The following is a 16,231-nucleotide window of genomic DNA, read 5'->3' on the forward strand; positions in this document are numbered from 1 at the left end:
GTTTCCGGCCCGTCACTCCCCAGAGACGGAGGAGTGACGGGCCAGGCTGTTATTTCCGTAGCAACCAGACTGCGTTATCCGGCTGCAACCAGCCAGCCTCTTCCAGCGGTGCCGCACTCAGGACTACGGAACCGGCTGGCAGCTGAACGGGCTCGTCTCCCATGGCGATCGCAACCAAGAATTCTGAGCTCCGTTCGCAGATCAAAAGGTTCCCTGACTCAACACGCCAGCTGCCACCGTCATTCGCAGTGAAAATACCTTCTTGCCACAGCGTCCGGCGCAGCGCCAGCGCCGTTGCGACAAGTGTCAGTGAAGATGCCGAGTCCTGCTGCTGCTTCTCAATGGCGAGTCCTCCCCATCCCGGAGGGGTTGGCAGCCATGGTTCGGCCGTCGCCCCGGTATTAGGTACAGCGAATCCATAGTTTAGTGCAGGATTCTCTGTCCAAGGCAGGGGAATGCGGGCGCCGTCCCTGCAGACACCGCCGCGATCCCACATCGGATCGACGCGGGCCTCGACCGGGACGTCAACCTCAGGCAAGCCGAGCTCTTGCCCCTGATAGAGGTAGGCCGGCCCTGGGAGGCCAAGCAGTGCCACGAGAGCTGCGCGGGCACGGGTGCCGCCCAGTTCTCCGCCGCCAAACCTAGTGACTGACCGGACAATATCGTGGTTTTCCAGTGCCCATGTGGGTGTGGCGCCATGCTGTTGGCGGGCAGCTTCCAGATCATTTCCTACGGTTGCCCACTCCTGCGGTTTCCATCCGAGCTTGACGAACGCATACGCAAACGCCTGTTGCAGCTCATCTGCCCGCGTGTATCGGGCTGCCCGAGCCGGTTCAAGGTTGACTTCCCCTACGAGCAAGCGGTGCGGTTCATACTGATCTGCCAGGGTTCGCCAGCGTCGGTAAACGTCGTGAACTTCTTCTTGATCCGAGACCTCCGCGTTGGAACGCAGACCGTCTACTACGTCTCCAGAGTAGGCCGAGTCGGGCAGGCCTTCTGCCTTGAACAGCGCATGAGCCACGTCGATGCGGAGTCCGTCAACGCCCTTGTCGAACCAGAATCGCAGAACGGATTCAAAGTAGTCTCCCACTGCGGGATTGCGCCAATTCCAGTCGGGCTGGCCCGCCGAGAATAGGTGAAGATACCAATCATGATCCGTGCTGGAGTCAGCATTGGCGCGGCTCCAGGCCCGGCCACCGAATACACTCCGCCAGTTATTTGGAGGTGTGTCTCCCCCGCCATTCGGAGCACCGGCTGCCGATGCGGCCACTTGTCCAGTAACAAAGTGGAACATGTCTCGTTCCGGTGATCCCGGGCCTGCTAGGAGGGCCTGCTGAAAAAGAGGGTGCTCGGAAGAGCAGTGGTTGGGAACAACATCGAGCAGGATCCGCAGACCCAGCGAGTGGGCAAGTTCCAGTAGCTCGTCAAACTGTTGCATGGTTCCAAAGAGCGGGTCCACGCCGCAGTAGTCACTGACATCGTAGCCTTGGTCCACCTGCGGAGAAGGCTGGAATGGGGTGATCCAAATACCGTCCACACCAAGATCAGCAATGTAGGGCAGCCGGGCGATGAGTCCAGCTAAGTCACCCACACCGTCCCCATCGCCGTCTGCGAAGGATCGAGGGTAGACCTGGTAAATGACTGCGGATTCCCACCACTCCACAGTTGCTGAGGTGCCGTTATTTCCTGGAACGGTGAGAGTTTGTGCGCTCATTTGGTGGCTCCTGCGGTGAGTCCTTCAACGATTCGGCGCTGGAAGATCAGCACCATAACTACCAGCGGCACGGTGACAATCACGCCTGCCGCCATCTGTTCACCGAATGGAGCTTGGAATTCCGTCGCTCCGGTGAATTTGGAGATCGCCACGGTTGCAGTCTGGATCCGTGGATCGTTGATCATCGACAGCGCAATAATGAACTCGTTCCAACTATGGATGAACGTCAGGATCGCAGTGGTGAAAACACCGGGAGCCGCGAGCGGAAGAAGAACGCGCCTAAACGCCTGCCACTTGGTACAGCCATCGATCATGGCTGCTTCTTCAAGATCGAAAGGCAAAGCCTTCATAAACGTGGTCAGGTTCCAGACCGCCAGCGGGATCGCGAAGGAGAGATTAGGGACAATCATGGCCTGGTAGCTGTTGATCCAGCCCATGTCGGTGAAGAGCCGCAGCAACGGGACAACCACGGAGATGCCTGGAAACATTGAGGTCGCTATGATGACGCCGAGAATAGCCGACTTGAACGGGAAGTTCAGCCGGGAAATAGCATAAGCGGCAAAAACACCCAAGATCAGTGCCAGCACCGTGGTCGTGGTGGCTACGATCAGCGAGTTCAGCAGTGCCTGCCCAAACATGGTGGAGCCGTCAAACACTTTGGTGTAATTTTCCAGAGAGAAGGGTGCCGGCACGAGGGAATTGTCAAAGATGTCAGCGGTACGGCGCAGGCTGGACACCAGCATCCAGTAGAACGGCGCCAGACAGTAGACGAAGATCATGGCCAGACCAACATAAATACTGTATGAGCGCCACGTGCGCTTCTCTTTAGGCTTCTGGCGACCGGCAACGCCGCCGTTTGCAGAATCGGTGACGGCGCCGGATGAGGCTGCGGCGTCACGAAGATCGGTGATGGTCATCGGGTAGCCTCGGACTTCTTCTGTTCAGAATTCGTTTGGATTTGCTTTGCTTTGGCGCGGCTCTTCTTGGACAACATCTTCAGTTCTTTAGCGCCGGTCACATCGGCGCCGAGGACTTTCACAAAGACGATCGCCACAACAGCGACATAGAGGAAGAGGACGACGGCGAACGCGGACGCCGAGCCGTGGCGCAACTGATTGGATTCATCCCAGGCCAGCATCGATAGGGTCTCCACGGACTCCTTGCCCGGACCGATCAAGACGAACGGCAAATCGAACATCCGCAAAGCATCCAGCATGCGAAATAGCACAGCTACCAGCAGCGTGGGCTTAACCAGCGGGAGCGTGATGGAAACTAATTGCCTCCACCAGCCGGCACCGTCAATCTTGGCTGCCTCGTAGACTTCCCCGGGTATTACCTGCATCCCGGCCAGCACCAGCAGCCCAATAAACGGCGCAGTCTTCCACACCTCGGCGATGATGATGGCGAGTTTGGAAGCGTTCCCTTCAGCAACCCAGAGGACTTCGCTGCCGATCAATTCATTGGCAATGCCATCCGACTGAAAAATCCAGCGCCAGAGCAGACCTGAAACTGCAGTGGGAACAGCCCACGGGACCAAAATGCTGGCACGCAGAAACGAACGACCGCGAAAGGCTCGGTTCATGGCGATCGCCAAGGTGAGACCTAGAACTGTTTCAAGGAAAACCGTAGTGAGCGTGAAGAATGTTGTGTTGGCGAAGGCGTTGAGGAACCTGCGGCCTGACTCCCCGACGAACATATCAACGTAGTTGGCAAACCCAACGAAGGAGTTGACGTCGGAGACGTATCCATTCGCGTCGAGTCCCGACTCTGCACGGAACAAGGACTGATGCACGGCGGAAAGTAGGGGGTAAACAATGACAAGTGCAAGCACCAAGATAGTGGGAGAGAGTAGCATCGCCGCCATCCGGCTTTCGCCTGGTGAGCGTTGTCCTCTTTTTATGCGCTTGTGGGGCGGCTCTGCGCTGGGTGTGCCATTCTGCACGCCGGTGGGCGGGGCGGTCGAAGTCATGTCTGAAACCTCACTGAAATTGTATTGCTTGGGCGGCTAGTCGGGACAGCAGCCCAAGCAATACTGTTTATTCGTCTACTGAATGAACTGTTGGATTACTGCGTCCGAACTATTTGGACAACTCGGTGAGTTTGGCCTGCATATCCTTCAGTGCAGTGTCCGTGTCCTTTTTGCCGGTGATAGCCGCATAGGCTTCTTCTTGAATAGCCTTGGTCGTGGCACCGTACTGAACCACCTTGGGACGCGGTTGCGCGTTGTTCAGCGAGGTAAGCAACGTTGGGTAGAACGGTCGCTTGGCTACCACCTTCGGATCTTCAAACAGAGATGCGTAAACGGGGGCGCGGGATGAAAGTTCGAGACGTTTTTCGGACTGCTCCTCACTCGTGAAGAACTTCAAGAAATCCAACGCAGTGGCTTTGTTGCTGGCAAAGGGTGAGATCGCGAGGCTTCGACCACCTAGTGTAGAGACGCCGGGACCGTCAACACCGGGGATGGACGTGATATCAAACTTGCCAGCCACCTTGCTGGATCCGTCCGTGGCGCTTAGGGATGCGTGCAAGAAGGGCCAGTTGCGCAAGAAGACTAACTCGCCATCCTGGAACGCACGGCGTCCCTGCTCTTCCAAGTACGTAATGGCGTCTGAAGGGAACATCCCCTCCTTGAAACCGTCAACTAGCAGGTTCAGGCCGGCCTTGGCCTCCGGAGTATCTACGGTGGGCTTGCCTGCGGCGTCGACTACTGTTCCGCCTGCAGAGGCCACAGCCTCCGAGAAATTGACGGTGAGCGCTTCGTTCTTGTCGAACTGGCCGGCGTAGCAGGACATCTTTTTCGCTTCAGGCAGGGCCAATATCTGCTTGCAAGCAGCCTTCATCTCATCCCAGGTGCTTGGCGGAGTAGCGATTCCAGCGGCTTTGAGCAGGTCGGAGCGGAAGTACATCAAGGCACCGTCGGTGTAGTTAGGGGCGCCAAACAGGGTGTCGCGGTACGTCGCTGCATCGACAGTTGCCGGAATCATCTTCTCAGCGACGATGCTGTCCTCAGGGAGAGGCATGATCCATTTGTTTGCCGCGAACTCAGCCGTCCAAACCACATCAAGGTTGAGGACGCTGAAAGTGTCTGACTTAATCTGGGCGTTCTGGACGAGCTGCTGACGCTGTTGATCGGCGTTGTCCGGCAGCTCGACGAAAGTTACCTTTTCCTCAGGGTGAGCAGTGTTCCACTCGTCTATGCTCTTACCTGCAGCCCCAGAGGCGTCGCGGTTGGAAACATAGTTGATAGGTCCCCTGCCCTCAAATGAATTGGTGGAGATCTCCTCGGCACCCTTCGGTGCCGTGGTGGCGCCCCCGCAACCGGTGAGGGCGAGGGCGACTACGGTCAGAGATGCGCTAGCGACGAGAAGAGTTTGCCAGTTGTGGCGGCGTTGCCTCATGTGATGCTCCTTGTTTTCCTAGTGGATAAGACTGTTTTTTGGGTGAAGAATACGAAGCGACGGCTTTTGGGCGCACTGAAGCGTCAGAAATCGCTGCGGATTTGAAGAGGAACTTAGTGAGTTGGCTTCTGCATCAGGGACGATGGAGCCGGGCGATCTGGAGGCAATGAACCCCGAGCTATTGGGTTCGCCAGCGCAGTGGAGCCTCGCTCGATCAGCCGGTGTGACATGATCTTGGGCCCGAGGTCACGGGCACGAAGCAGCTTTTTCACGGCCATCCTCCCCATTTCTTCGAGCGGCTGCCCCATGGTGCTCAGCGGTGGATTCACGTGCAATGCGGTTGAGGTGTTGTCGAAGCCCAGAACAGAGACATCCTCAGGAACCCGGAGTCCACGCCGATGCAAGTCGTTGACTACGGCGGCCCCCATCTCATCGCTCATCGCGAAAATGGCGGTGAGCTCTGGATCCTGTTGGAGGAGCTGCTCCACGCCAGCAGCACCACTTTCGTAAAAGGAGTTGCCACTAGCTGTTACGGGTATGCATCCTGCGTCTCTCATCGCCCGGAGGTAGCCACGTTGCCGAGGCCTGGCAACATAAAGCGAGGTCAGATCGCCGTTGAGTAGACCGATCCGACGGTGGCCCAACTTCAGCAAATAACGGGTCGCGTCATAGGCTGCTAGTTCATCGTCAATGGCGACGCTGGGAGATCCAGATTTGTCACTGATGGCGACAGAGATCAACGGAACTTTAGGGCCCAGCAGCAGCCTGGTCTCCGGTGTAATCACTGCAGAAATGAGAATAACTCCAGCTGCCCGATACGTCCGCAGAGTCCGCAGGTAGCCGGCAATATAGGCGGACTGGGCACCCGTACGGCCCAACATCACAGCGTAGCCGCGTTCTCGCGCCTCCTCCTCAACTCCTAGCATGACCTGAGAAGCTAAAGCATCAGAGACCAGGGGTGCCAGCAAGCCAATCACATCTGTCTGCCGAGTCTTTAGACCGCGGGCTAAGGAATCAGGCTCATAGCTGAGGCTCTTGACAGCTTCCTCGACCCGCTCCCGAGTCTCGTCAGAGTAACCGACAAGGCCATTGACTACCCTCGAAACGGTGGCCGGAGACACGCCCGCATGCTTGGCGACATCACGGATAGTGACCACTGTTTGCTCTCCTTCAGGGTGTGAATACTCCACCGCTCGCTTTGCCTCACACTGCTGTGCAAGGAATCACGCAAACGGTTTACGTAAACGGTTTCGTAAGCTGCATACACAACAATAATTGAAGGATTTCAGATCACCATACGTTTCGTAAACGGGCAACGATACCAAATAATGTCGAAGCCAAATTCGCCCAAAGATGCGGTCGACGTAATCGAATCCTTGTTGGGCCAGACCGGAACGCGGCAGACCAGCGTCACCTTGAAAGTAGCCTGTCGGTGAGCTGAAGCCCGTTCAACGAACTTCGCCCAACCAAGTCACGACTCGTGTGGCCACGTTCGAGGCCCTCTTATGCTGTTACACAGCCCAGCACAGCCCAGCACAGCCCCCATAATGAAACCATGGAGAACTCACCAATAATCATCAGCTTTCCCATCGCGGATCGCCGCACATCGTTCGACTTCTACACAACAGGACTGGGGCTGAGCCCCCTGGGTGAAGTTGCCGACGACGGCATCCCGGAACCATTGCAGTTCCAGATCAATGACGGGGTGCAGCTCATGCTCATTCCTAGTGGCGGGTTTGGCTGGGTTGTGGGAAACCGCGAGGTAGCATCCAGTAGCCAGAGCGAGACTTTTATCAGCATCACAGCAGACGGCGAATCCGGCGTCGACGATCTGATTAAGAAGGCCCAAGACGCCGGAGCCACGCTAGTCACTGCGCCTGCGCAACAGCCTTGGGGTTATGTTGGCGCTTTTACCGATCCCGATGGGCACGTATGGCAAGTGACCGCTGCTGCGCCGCCCAAATAGGACGCCAATTGTGACGCCGGCCTAAGAACTCGCCGGCTCGCCCGACTGGCGCGCCCCGCCCTACTCAGGCAAGCGTGCCGAAACGGAAATCTGCTGCAGGGCCCATGAGTTGCCGTCAGGATCGCTGAAGTACGCATAGCGGACACCGCCACCCATATCGCTAATGTCGGAAACGTCCACCCCCTTGCCTCGCAGTGTCTGGCGGACAGCATCAAGATCATCCACCACCAGATGAAGTCCGTGGACGGGCGCTGCGGTGGGGTCGCTGATGCCCACGCCAATAACAATGGAGCATGCGGACCCCGGCGGAGTCAGCTGGACAACTCGCATACCGTTGCCCGGCTCCACATCGTGATCGAGGGTGAATCCCACGTGGTCAACGTAGAAGGCTTTGCTCCGATCAACATCAGTGGTGGGTAGCGGGACTAATTCCAAGCGCATATCCATAAGGACTCCAATTTTCGGCTCGGTTTGCTGCATCGCGGCAGGCCTGCAGCCTGCCTTTGAAACATATTACTTGTGAGCCTGTCAGCCGAGGCGTCCGAACGCCATCAGTCTCCGCGCGCTCGCACCACCGACCGTATTTGTGGGACAGTGAACCATGCCTACGTCTTCGCGAAAATCACTCTTCCGCACCACCGCTAAGCAGCAATCCGGCATGCCAAGCACGCCCAGCACGCCACGCACGCCCAGAGAGCCAATCACAGCAGCAACAACAGCCGCAGCCACCACGGCAACACCCCCTCGGGCCCGGGCGCTCCTCAAGCAGGTCATCCACGTGGCCGACGCCATCCACACCATCCGTGGACGCATCGCCACCTCAACCGGCGCCGTCCCCACCGTGGTGGCCTACCCCGGCTACGGCAGTACCACCTGGGTGCGCGTTCTGGCCCGGGTGGTCCTGATGCGCACCTCCGGGACCAACACCACAGGCACGGTGCGCGGCTGGCGGGCCTTCATGAGCGTGCCCGTTCGCAGCAGCCGTGTTGAGGTAGAGGTCGACGGCGTGACTCACCTCGTGCAGGCCGATGCCGGCGGGCTGGTGGATGTGGTTCTGGAATGCTCCTTGACGCCGGGCTGGCACACCATCACGCTGCGCAGCGCAGACGCCAAACCGGCGCAGACTCGCGTTCAGATCGTCGATCCGGATGCCAGCTTCGGCATCGTCTCCGATATTGATGACACCGTCATGGTCACCGCCTTGCCACGGCCCCTGTTGGCACTGTGGAACACGCTGGTTCTGAGCGAGCGCGCACGGACACCGACTCCGGGCATGGCCGTCATGCTGGATCGGGTCGTGGCTCAAAACTCCGGCGCACCCGTCCTGTATTTATCCACCGGCGCCTGGAATGTGGCACCGGCACTGGCCCGCTTCCTGGCCCGGAACTTGTATCCCGACGGCGTCCTTCTGCTCACCGATTGGGGCCCCACCCGACAGCACTGGTTCCGCAGTGGGCCCCAACACAAACTCCAGAACCTGGCCCGACTTGCCCAGGAATTCCCTGGTGTCAAGTGGCTCCTGATTGGCGACGACGGCCAGCACGATCCCGCCATTTACGCCGAGTTTTCCCGGGCCCATCCGCAGCAGACGGCAGCCATTGCCATCCGCCAACTGTCCCCCAGCGAGGCGCTGCTGGCCGGTGGCCATGCGCATGCTGTCGGCCACGCCCATGCTGGTTCCCACGCCCCTGACGACCCTGCCTTCAACCACGGCGAAGCACCCTGGGTTTCTGCGCCGGATGGGGCCGGCCTCGCGGAACAACTCGCAGCGCTCGGACTGCTCTAGAAGCTGCTGCCCTGCCGAACCACAGGCTACTATTCTGTTCAGTTCCACATTCCTTCACTCAGGAGACGTCATGACCGAGAACAACTCACAGCAGAACCAACGCGCCGCCGTTGTTATTAACCCGGTCAAGGCCCCTGACGAATCGTTCAAAGCGGACTTCTTCCAGCTGTGCGCCGACGCGGGTTGGGCCGAGCCACTGTGGCTGGAAACCACGGAGGAAGACCCAGGAGCTGGTCAGGCGCGGCAGGCGCTTGAGGCAGGGGTCGACGTCGTTATTGCAGCAGGCGGCGACGGCACCGTCCGCACGGTGGCCTCCGTCTTGGCCGGCACGGACATGGCCATGGGTTTGCTGCCCCTGGGCACCGGCAATTTGCTGGCCCGCAACTTGGGGATGGACGTCACCAATCCGCTCAACGCAGCTCAGAGCGTGCTGTCCGGTTCCGAAACGAAGATCGATGTGGTCAAGGCCGTGCTCGATCACAGCAAGCAGGAACAAATCTTCCTGGTCGCCGCCGGAGTTGGCTACGACGCCGCCATCATGGGCGATACCAACGATGAACTCAAGGATCGGGTGGGCTGGCTGGCCTACGTCGAAGCCGGGATTCGCAAGCTGCAGGGCAAGCCTGTCGGTGCCACCATCACCATCGACGGCCAGCACCCCATCCACCGAAAAATGCGCAGCGTCATGGTGGGCAACTGCGGGAAACTGATGGGAGACGTCCAGATTTTCCCCGACGCCCTGTTCACCGACGGCATCCTGGACCTGCTGGTGCTGGCACCGCGCGGCCGCTTTGGCTGGTTGAGCGTCGTGGCCGGTGTCTTTGGCAAGGGCACTAAGAGCAATAAGTCGGTGCAGAGCTACTCGGGCAAGAGTGCTGTCATTGAATTGGATAGTCCGCAGGAATTCGAGCTCGACGGCGATCATCTCGGCGAGGTGCGCCACCTCAAAGTCAGCGTGGAGCCACAGGCGCTGACCATCAGAATGAGCGCCCCGGCCAAGTAAACCGAGCAGAGTAAACCGACCAAGTAAGCCGAGCAAAGTAAGCAGACGTAAGCCGACGTCGGCCGACGGAAGGGAGCGAAGCGATGAGTTGGCGGCAAAAGTTCATTGTGGAGGAAAGGTTCGTTGCTGCCTCCACCAGGCGCGGGCTGTACCGCACCGCATTAGTTCTCATGGTGGTGGGCCTGGCGCTGTTCGCGGTGCTGGTTGTCAGCGTCATGACCCACAGCGGGCTGCAGCGCTTCGATCAGCCCGTGGCAGATTGGTTTGTCTCGCTGCGCAACGACGGGCTGACGGCCATCATGTCCGTGTTGGCTGTGGTGTTCGGGCCGACGGCGCTGCCCATCATCGTCCTGGTGGTACTGGTGGGCTGGACGCTGCTGGCCAAACACGCCTGGCGGCCCATTTTGCTGGCTTGCGGAATGATCACCGGGGTGATCTTGGCCAAGGTCTTAGCGCCCTTAGTTCAGCATCCGCGGCCTCCGGTAGACCTCATGCTGATGAGCCCGGACAGTACATTCTCATTCCCGTCCGGCCACGTCCTGGGCACAGCAGACTTCCTGCTCATACTGGCTTTTTTGATTGCGAGCCGGCGCCAAAATCAGGCTCTGACGGTGCTGCTGTTCAGCATTGCCGCCGTGGTCATTCTGGCGCAGGTGGCCAGCCGGCTGTACCTTGGCTACCACTGGATCACTGACACAGCGGCATCCATTTCTCTATCCCTTGTCATCTTAGGAGCCATCATGGCCATCGATACACAGCGGACCGTCCGCATCCGTGGGGAACATGTCCACGGCGAAAAGTCTCAGCCTCAGGTGGATGGAACATGAATGCCGCCAACGAGGCTCATCAGGCTGTCAGCAAAACCGGAAACAGCCGGGCGCTGACCATCATGGCAAGGATCGGCTTCGCGGCCAGTGGCCTCATGCACCTGCTCATGGGCTACCTCGCCATCCAGATCGCGAACCATCAGGGCGGTGAATCGGATCAGTCCGGAGCTTTCGCGCAGATGGCGAAGTTGCCCGGCGGCATGATCCTGCTGTGGGTCGCCGTGGTGGGCCTGGCGGCACTGGCGTTGTGGCTTCTGGTCCAGGCCGCGCTGGGTATTGGTTCCTCGTCCAAAAAGCGGTGGGTGCGCAGTCTGGTTTCGCTCGGCAAGGGTGTGGCCTATGCCGCGCTGGCCTCGACAGCGCTCTCGCTGGCTCTGCGGAACCCGTCCAACTCCTCCGAAAGTGCGCAACAAACCAGCGGGACCATTCTGTCGCTGCCGGGTGGGCAGGCACTGCTCATTGTGGTGGGGCTGGTCACGGCCGGCATTGGCGGGTACTTCATTTACAAGGGCGCCACGAAGAAGTTCCACGAGGACATTGCGCTGCCATCCGGTCAGGCGAAGAAGGCCGTGGACGCGCTGGGAATGACAGGATACATTGCCAAGGGCATCGCCATTGTCACGCTCGGTGTGCTGTTCGTCATCGCCGCCGTGCAGGTGGATCCCAAGGATGCCGCGGGTCTGGACGGTGCGCTGAAGGCCCTTGCCGCGCTGCCGTTTGGGGAGGCCATCTTGATCATGATCGGCGTGGGGCTGATCGCCTATGGACTCTACAGTTTTGCCCGCGCACGCCTAGCCCGGCTCTAATCGGCAGGCTCTCCAGGGAAAAGATCCACGCCCTCGAGTGCGATGGGGGCGAACCCCCAAACGCCGTCCCCACAATGTCTGGCGCATTGCTGATCAATGTGTACAGGAACTCAATCGTCATGAGTCCATGATCGGCCACCAGGCACGTGGTACTCGTGCTTGTGGTGCCCGTCGTCAAACCACGTGCGACGCCGGGAGCCCACCTTTCGCGAGAAGGCGGGCTCCCGGCGTCGAACCTTATGAGCAAGACCTCACTCCTTGGGGAGCTGCAGATAGCTCGGGATACGTTGCTGGAAAACGTCGGGCGCCAGAGCCGCCGCGCCCGCTGGTAAGGCGCCCAGCAATGGCACGGGGAGGGAACCAAGATAGCTGCGGTTTCCCAGCTCAAGATCGGTGGGCAACTCCGGCCATGAACCAATGACCAAACCTGTCGCAGGAAGTCCGCGGTGCGCCAGGGCTTCAAGCGTCAATTGTGTGTGGTTCAAGGTCCCCAAACCGCAGCGGCAGACCAGCACTATGAGGACCTGGGCCACGTCTTTCACGCTCGCCGCCAGATCCGCGAGCGTGTGAGCTTGTTGGTCCATTTCCACCAGCAGCCCGCCGGCACCCTCAACGAGGACAACGTCATGGGAGCCTGCCAATGCGCTGATGGTGTTCACATGGTCAGTCAAGGACGGCAGACTTCGGTTTTCTCGTTCTGCTGCGGCAACTGGAGCCATGGGTGCGCTCAACCGGATGCCCTCCGCCACGGTGGAGATGCCGCCGAGCCGGCGCGCCTCGTCCATGTCGCCCGGTTCGGCGCCAGAGACGCCAGTTTGGGTGGGTTTGTATGCGGCCACGGTGGCGCCGGCTGCTGCAAAGGAAGCTGCCAGGGCCGCGGTCGTGATTGTTTTTCCAACGTCGGTATCGGTGCCGGTGATGAAAATGATGCTGGGCGAAATAGTGGTGGGCTGATTCATGGCTTCCTTACAGCGACGTTCACGGTGAGCGGTGCTTGAAAGGACAGCAAGCGCAGCCATTCAGGTTCGGGACCTGCAAGTTCCAGCCCCGGCAGGGCGCGTGCGGTTTCCTCCACTACCAACGCAGCCTCCATTTCAGCCAATTTGGCGCCCAGACAGCGGTGTAGGCCGTGCCCAAAGGCCAGCGAATACGCGGTAGGGCTGGCATCGGCAGGGTGATGGCCGCTGAGCTCGAGCAAAATCTCGGCACCGGCTGGCAGCTCAAGGCCGCCGAGCGTGGTGTTCTGCGCAACTGCCCGCCGCCACGTATGCACGGACGATTCGGTGGCCAGTACGTTACGGACGTGCGCTGCCGCAGCGGCGGGCTCCGCCAAGTCCGCCCACGCTGGGGCGTCCGGATACGAGCCCTTTTGGATTCCTCGATACAGTGCCGTGCTGATCAGCAAGGAGGTGGTCTCCTGGCCGGCAATGACCAGAAAATAGCCCAGAGAACAGATCTCGGCTTGGCTCAGACCAGCGGCGTGCAACACCCCGAAGAGGGAATCCGTCCCACGCGCAGCATCGGCTTCACCGCGAAGCCACCCGTAGAATTCTGCGGCACTGTGGGCCAGCTGCTGTTGCCGATCGGGATCGGGCCAGCCCCAAAACAGTTCCAGGGAGTCCTGACTCCAGCGTTTCAGCAGGGAAAGCTCGGGCATCGGCTGACCTGTCAGTTCTGCCATGATGACCGGCGGAATGTGCATGGCAATCGATTCAGCCATGTCCACCATGCGATGTCCCGGAACACCACGGCTTTCGGCACCGTACTTCAGTGCGGCAGGGGCCAGTGCCGCAGCCGTCACTGCCAGCCGCTCCGCGCTCAGTTCACGGACTCGCTCGCTGATGCCCATAACCTTGGCAGGCGTAAAAAACTTGCCCACCATGGTCCGGACAGCGCGATGCTTCTCCCCCGTCGCCGAGGCCAGCACCGGGGGCAAAGCGAAGCGCGCCTTGGCCAGAATGCGCAGTGTGCCAGGCGCCATATCGACCACCGAGGTTAGGGCGTTGCTGGGGATGAAATCCTCCGTGCGCCGCATGACCTCCTTAACCAGCTGCGGGCTGCTAATGCTTGTCAAGGTCAAAACCGTGCTCCTCGTGCTGCTGGACGTCAGTTAATTTTCTGGGCGCGGGACTAACCCGGGAATTCGGTACCAGCAGTGCCAGCTTGTCCGTGGCACGCTGCAGTTGTTCCGGAGTGAGGCTGGCCCGGGCGGTGAGCCTGAGCCGGGACACACCGTCGGGCACGCTGGGCGGGCGGAAGCAGCCCACCTGGATGCCCGCCGTCCGCAATTGCTCAGCTACGTGGACGGCGTGGGCGGCCGATTTCATCGGGACAGATTGCACGGCGCCCGCCGCCACAGGCACTCCACAACTGCGGGCCAGGGCGGCTGCGTTGGCTCGGACGCGGTTGCTCAGCTCAGGCTCGGCCAGCACAATCCGTGCCGCTTCACCAGCCCCGGCAGCCGCAGCCGGCGCCAAAGCAGTATCGAAAATAAACGTCCGGGCCGAGTTCACCAGGTGCTCGCGCAGGGCGGGCGAACCCAGCACAGCACCGCCCTGGGATCCCAGTGACTTGGACAGTGTGGCGGTCACCGCCACGTGCGGGGTACCAGCCAAGCCCGCCGCATGAACGGCACCCCTCCCGCCACCGACCACGCCCAAGCTGTGGGCCTCATCCACGAGCAAGAGGGCGTCGGTCTCCGCACATAACTGCGCCAGCAACGGCAGATCGGCCGCGTCGCCCAGTACTGAATAGACGGATTCAACCACCACGATGGCGCGTGGTTGGGTTCGACTCTTCAGTGCCACCGAGATGGCATTGAGGTCATTGTGGGGCACGGCAATGGCCTGCGAGCGCGAGAGCCGGACGGCGTCGATGAGGGATGCGTGCACGTGGGCGTCGTGGATGATCAGGGTGCCCGGCCCGCCCAGTGCTGTCACCACACCAAGGTTTGCTGTGTACCCACTGGAGAATGCGAGCGCAGTTTGCTGCCCGGTGAGGGCGCAGAGCTGTTCTTCGAGTTTCACGTGGGCAGGGGTGGTGCCGCAAACAACGCGCGATGCTTTGGCTCCGGCGCCGAAATCCTGCAGCGCTGCCACCGAGGCGGCGATGACCCGCGGATCGCCGGAGAGTCCCAGATAGTCGTTGGAGGCTAGGTCAATGATCTCCCCAGAGGCGGCGCCGGTGGGGTTGTCAGGATCTAGCGGGTTTACCAGCCATCCTGACTCCTCCGGCCAGAGCCGCATCGAGGCCGTGCGCACCAGGCCACGTTGCCGCCGAACCTTAGCCCGTGCCGCAAGCCATGCCTCCATGGCCGTGCTTGCACTGGTGGTTTCAGCGGGGGCACCAGCACGTTCAGGAGTGCTGGCCATCAGCCGTGCGCCTGGGCAATGGCTGCGGTGATGCCCGCCCCAATCGTGGCCACATCCGCCGGGCTACTGATGTACGGCGGCATCGTATAAACCAGATTGCGGAAGGGCCGCACCCAGACACCGTGTTCCAAGGCAGCACGGGTCACCGCGGGAACATTCACCGCTTCGGCAAGCTCCACCACACCGATGGCGCCAAGGACCCGCACATCCCGCACGGATCCGAGGTTGGTGGCCGGAGCCAGAGCTACGGCAAGATTCTGTTCAATCCGCTGCACGTTGCTCTGCCAATCCGATGACAGCAGCAGGTCCATGGAGGCACAAGCCACGGCGCATGCCAGCGGATTGGCCATGAAGGTGGGCCCGTGCAGGAGGGCACGCAGCGGGGAATCTGTAATAGTGCGCGCCACGCGGGCAGAGCACAGCATGGCCGCCAAGGTCAGGTAGCCGCCGCTGAGTGCCTTGCCCACGCACATAATGTCCGGGACGATCCCGGCCCACTCCGAGGCAAAGAGCTTGCCGGTCCGGCCAAAACCTGTTGCAATTTCATCCACGATCAGCAGCAGTCCGTGATCGTCAGCTACGCGGCGGGCGGCGGCAAGGCACTGGGGTGCGTAAAAGTGCATGCCGCCGGCGCCTTGCACCACGGGTTCAACCATGATGGCGGCCAGCTCGTCACGGTGGCGGGCGACGGTTTCCTCCAGCGCAGTGATCCACCCAGCCACTTCGGCAGGGTCGGCAAGCAGTTCTCCATCTATGAGCCGGGCGGCAGGTGGCCGCGGCAGGAAATGGTGTTTAGCTACCAGCGAGGGGAAGGCTGCGTGCATGCCGTCGACGGGATCGCACACGCTCATGGCCGCGAACGTGTCGCCGTGGTAGCCGCCGCGCAGTGCCAGGAACTGTGTGCGTTGAGGGCGGCCGCGGCCCAATTGGTACTGGATGGCGAGTTTGAGCGCCACTTCCACGGAGACCGAGCCGGAGTCGGCAAAGAACACGTGGTCAAGACCATCCGGGGTCATTGCGATGAGCCGTTCGGCAAGTTCCACGGCGGGCTGGTGTGTGAGCCCGCCGAACATGACGTGGCTGAACTTCCCGGCTTGCTCCTGCAGTGCCTGATCCAAGACCGGGTTGCGGTAGCCATGGATCATGGACCACCACGAGCTCATGGCGTCGATGGCCTCAAATCCTCTGCCATCGGCAGCTCCAAGGCTCAGCCTTACCCCGTTGCCGGCATGGACGGCATAAGGTGCGTCCCCATCCAGCGGCGCATACGGGTGCCAGAGCAGTCCTCTGTCCCTGGCAATCAGCGATCGCATCCCGGGATCCGCACCAGGCACAACCTTCACAGCGGTTGCTGCGGCGA

General features: G+C 60.6%; 15 protein-coding genes. 5 read left to right on the forward strand and 10 right to left on the reverse strand.

The window, feature by feature from the left end; genetic code table 11:
- Window positions 1–49: 49 nt before the first annotated feature.
- From AB0P14_RS03355 to AB0P14_RS03375, 5 genes are all read right to left on the reverse strand, one after another.
- Window positions 50–1,714 (reverse strand): alpha-amylase family glycosyl hydrolase, encoded by a 1,665-nt coding sequence (locus AB0P14_RS03355; RefSeq protein WP_363837698.1) that lies wholly within the window; start codon window positions 1,712–1,714, stop codon window positions 50–52.
- Window positions 1,711–2,631: a carbohydrate ABC transporter permease gene (locus AB0P14_RS03360; protein WP_363837701.1), complete on the reverse strand. Its 921-nt coding sequence runs from the start codon at window positions 2,629–2,631 to the stop codon at window positions 1,711–1,713. The genes AB0P14_RS03355 and AB0P14_RS03360 overlap by 4 nt, the downstream gene beginning before the upstream one ends.
- Window positions 2,628–3,683, reverse strand: a complete 1,056-nt coding sequence (locus tag AB0P14_RS03365) for a sugar ABC transporter permease (RefSeq protein ID WP_363837703.1) — start codon at window positions 3,681–3,683, stop codon at window positions 2,628–2,630. Before AB0P14_RS03365 ends, AB0P14_RS03360 begins: the two co-directional genes overlap by 4 nt.
- 109 nt (window positions 3,684–3,792) lie before the next feature.
- On the reverse strand, window positions 3,793–5,112 hold the full coding sequence (locus tag AB0P14_RS03370; RefSeq protein WP_363837706.1) for an ABC transporter substrate-binding protein: 1,320 nt from the start codon (window positions 5,110–5,112) through the stop codon (window positions 3,793–3,795).
- Between the two features lie 113 nt (window positions 5,113–5,225).
- Window positions 5,226–6,269 carry a LacI family DNA-binding transcriptional regulator gene (locus AB0P14_RS03375; RefSeq protein WP_363837708.1) on the reverse strand — a complete coding sequence of 348 codons (1,044 nt, stop codon included), beginning with the start codon at window positions 6,267–6,269 and terminating at the stop codon, window positions 5,226–5,228.
- 398 nt (window positions 6,270–6,667) lie between these two features.
- Between AB0P14_RS03375 and AB0P14_RS03380 the strand changes: the two genes are divergently transcribed.
- Complete coding sequence (locus AB0P14_RS03380; protein WP_363837710.1) at window positions 6,668–7,078, forward strand: VOC family protein; 411 nt, start codon at window positions 6,668–6,670, stop codon at window positions 7,076–7,078.
- Window positions 7,079–7,138: 60 nt separating this feature from the next.
- Here the strand turns inward: AB0P14_RS03380 and AB0P14_RS03385 are convergent, their stop codons facing one another.
- The gene (locus AB0P14_RS03385; RefSeq protein WP_363837713.1) at window positions 7,139–7,525 is read right to left on the reverse strand and encodes a VOC family protein; all 387 of its coding nucleotides are present in this window, start codon (window positions 7,523–7,525) and stop codon (window positions 7,139–7,141) included.
- A gap of 154 nt (window positions 7,526–7,679) precedes the next feature.
- Here AB0P14_RS03385 and AB0P14_RS03390 point away from each other — a divergent pair, with 154 nt between their 5' ends.
- The 4 genes from AB0P14_RS03390 (at window position 7,680) to AB0P14_RS03405 (ending at window position 11,500) form a co-directional block, all read left to right on the forward strand.
- A complete protein-coding gene (locus AB0P14_RS03390) occupies window positions 7,680–8,864 on the forward strand; it encodes a phosphatase domain-containing protein (protein WP_363837715.1) in 1,185 nt (394 codons plus the stop codon).
- A gap of 70 nt (window positions 8,865–8,934) precedes the next feature.
- The gene (locus tag AB0P14_RS03395) at window positions 8,935–9,867 is read left to right on the forward strand and encodes a diacylglycerol kinase family protein (protein WP_363837718.1); all 933 of its coding nucleotides are present in this window, start codon (window positions 8,935–8,937) and stop codon (window positions 9,865–9,867) included.
- An 83-nt stretch (window positions 9,868–9,950) separates the two neighbouring features.
- Window positions 9,951–10,694 carry a phosphatase PAP2 family protein gene (locus tag AB0P14_RS03400; protein WP_363837721.1) on the forward strand — a complete coding sequence of 248 codons (744 nt, stop codon included), beginning with the start codon at window positions 9,951–9,953 and terminating at the stop codon, window positions 10,692–10,694.
- Complete coding sequence (locus tag AB0P14_RS03405; protein WP_363837724.1) at window positions 10,691–11,500, forward strand: DUF1206 domain-containing protein; 810 nt, start codon at window positions 10,691–10,693, stop codon at window positions 11,498–11,500. The genes AB0P14_RS03400 and AB0P14_RS03405 overlap by 4 nt, the downstream gene beginning before the upstream one ends.
- 251 nt (window positions 11,501–11,751) lie before the next feature.
- On the opposite strand, the gene bioD is transcribed toward AB0P14_RS03405, so the two are convergent.
- The 4 genes from bioD to bioA are packed head-to-tail and all read right to left on the reverse strand — an operon-like array spanning window position 11,752 to window position 16,184.
- On the reverse strand, window positions 11,752–12,459 hold the full coding sequence (gene bioD, locus AB0P14_RS03410) for a dethiobiotin synthase (protein WP_363837727.1): 708 nt from the start codon (window positions 12,457–12,459) through the stop codon (window positions 11,752–11,754).
- Window positions 12,456–13,574 (reverse strand): cytochrome P450, encoded by a 1,119-nt coding sequence (locus AB0P14_RS03415; protein ID WP_363837729.1) that lies wholly within the window; start codon window positions 13,572–13,574, stop codon window positions 12,456–12,458. Before AB0P14_RS03415 ends, bioD begins: the two co-directional genes overlap by 4 nt.
- A complete protein-coding gene (locus AB0P14_RS03420) occupies window positions 13,561–14,871 on the reverse strand; it encodes an 8-amino-7-oxononanoate synthase (protein WP_363837732.1) in 1,311 nt (436 codons plus the stop codon). The genes AB0P14_RS03415 and AB0P14_RS03420 overlap by 14 nt, the downstream gene beginning before the upstream one ends.
- Entirely contained in the window at window positions 14,871–16,184 is a 1,314-nt protein-coding gene (gene bioA, locus AB0P14_RS03425; RefSeq protein ID WP_363838173.1) for an adenosylmethionine--8-amino-7-oxononanoate transaminase, read from the reverse strand. The genes AB0P14_RS03420 and bioA overlap by 1 nt, the downstream gene beginning before the upstream one ends.
- Window positions 16,185–16,231 lie beyond the last annotated feature (47 nt).

The sequence above is a fragment of the Specibacter sp. NPDC078709 genome, assembly GCF_040686795.1.
Taxonomy (GTDB): domain Bacteria; phylum Actinomycetota; class Actinomycetes; order Actinomycetales; family Micrococcaceae; genus Specibacter.

Coding starts and splice junctions, on each gene's coding strand:
- AB0P14_RS03355 (WP_363837698.1), bottom strand. CDS start 1,714: ATGAGCGCACAAACTCTCACCGTTCCAGGAAATAACGGCACCTCAGCA.
- AB0P14_RS03360 (WP_363837701.1), bottom strand. CDS start 2,631: ATGACCATCACCGATCTTCGTGACGCCGCAGCCTCATCCGGCGCCGTC.
- AB0P14_RS03365 (WP_363837703.1), bottom strand. CDS start 3,683: ATGACTTCGACCGCCCCGCCCACCGGCGTGCAGAATGGCACACCCAGC.
- AB0P14_RS03370 (WP_363837706.1), bottom strand. CDS start 5,112: ATGAGGCAACGCCGCCACAACTGGCAAACTCTTCTCGTCGCTAGCGCA.
- AB0P14_RS03380 (WP_363837710.1), top strand. CDS start 6,668: ATGGAGAACTCACCAATAATCATCAGCTTTCCCATCGCGGATCGCCGC.
- AB0P14_RS03385 (WP_363837713.1), bottom strand. CDS start 7,525: ATGGATATGCGCTTGGAATTAGTCCCGCTACCCACCACTGATGTTGAT.
- AB0P14_RS03390 (WP_363837715.1), top strand. CDS start 7,680: ATGCCTACGTCTTCGCGAAAATCACTCTTCCGCACCACCGCTAAGCAG.
- AB0P14_RS03395 (WP_363837718.1), top strand. CDS start 8,935: ATGACCGAGAACAACTCACAGCAGAACCAACGCGCCGCCGTTGTTATT.
- AB0P14_RS03400 (WP_363837721.1), top strand. CDS start 9,951: ATGAGTTGGCGGCAAAAGTTCATTGTGGAGGAAAGGTTCGTTGCTGCC.
- AB0P14_RS03405 (WP_363837724.1), top strand. CDS start 10,691: ATGAATGCCGCCAACGAGGCTCATCAGGCTGTCAGCAAAACCGGAAAC.
- bioD (WP_363837727.1), bottom strand. CDS start 12,459: ATGAATCAGCCCACCACTATTTCGCCCAGCATCATTTTCATCACCGGC.
- AB0P14_RS03420 (WP_363837732.1), bottom strand. CDS start 14,871: ATGGCCAGCACTCCTGAACGTGCTGGTGCCCCCGCTGAAACCACCAGT.
- bioA (WP_363838173.1), bottom strand. CDS start 16,184: ATGCGATCGCTGATTGCCAGGGACAGAGGACTGCTCTGGCACCCGTAT.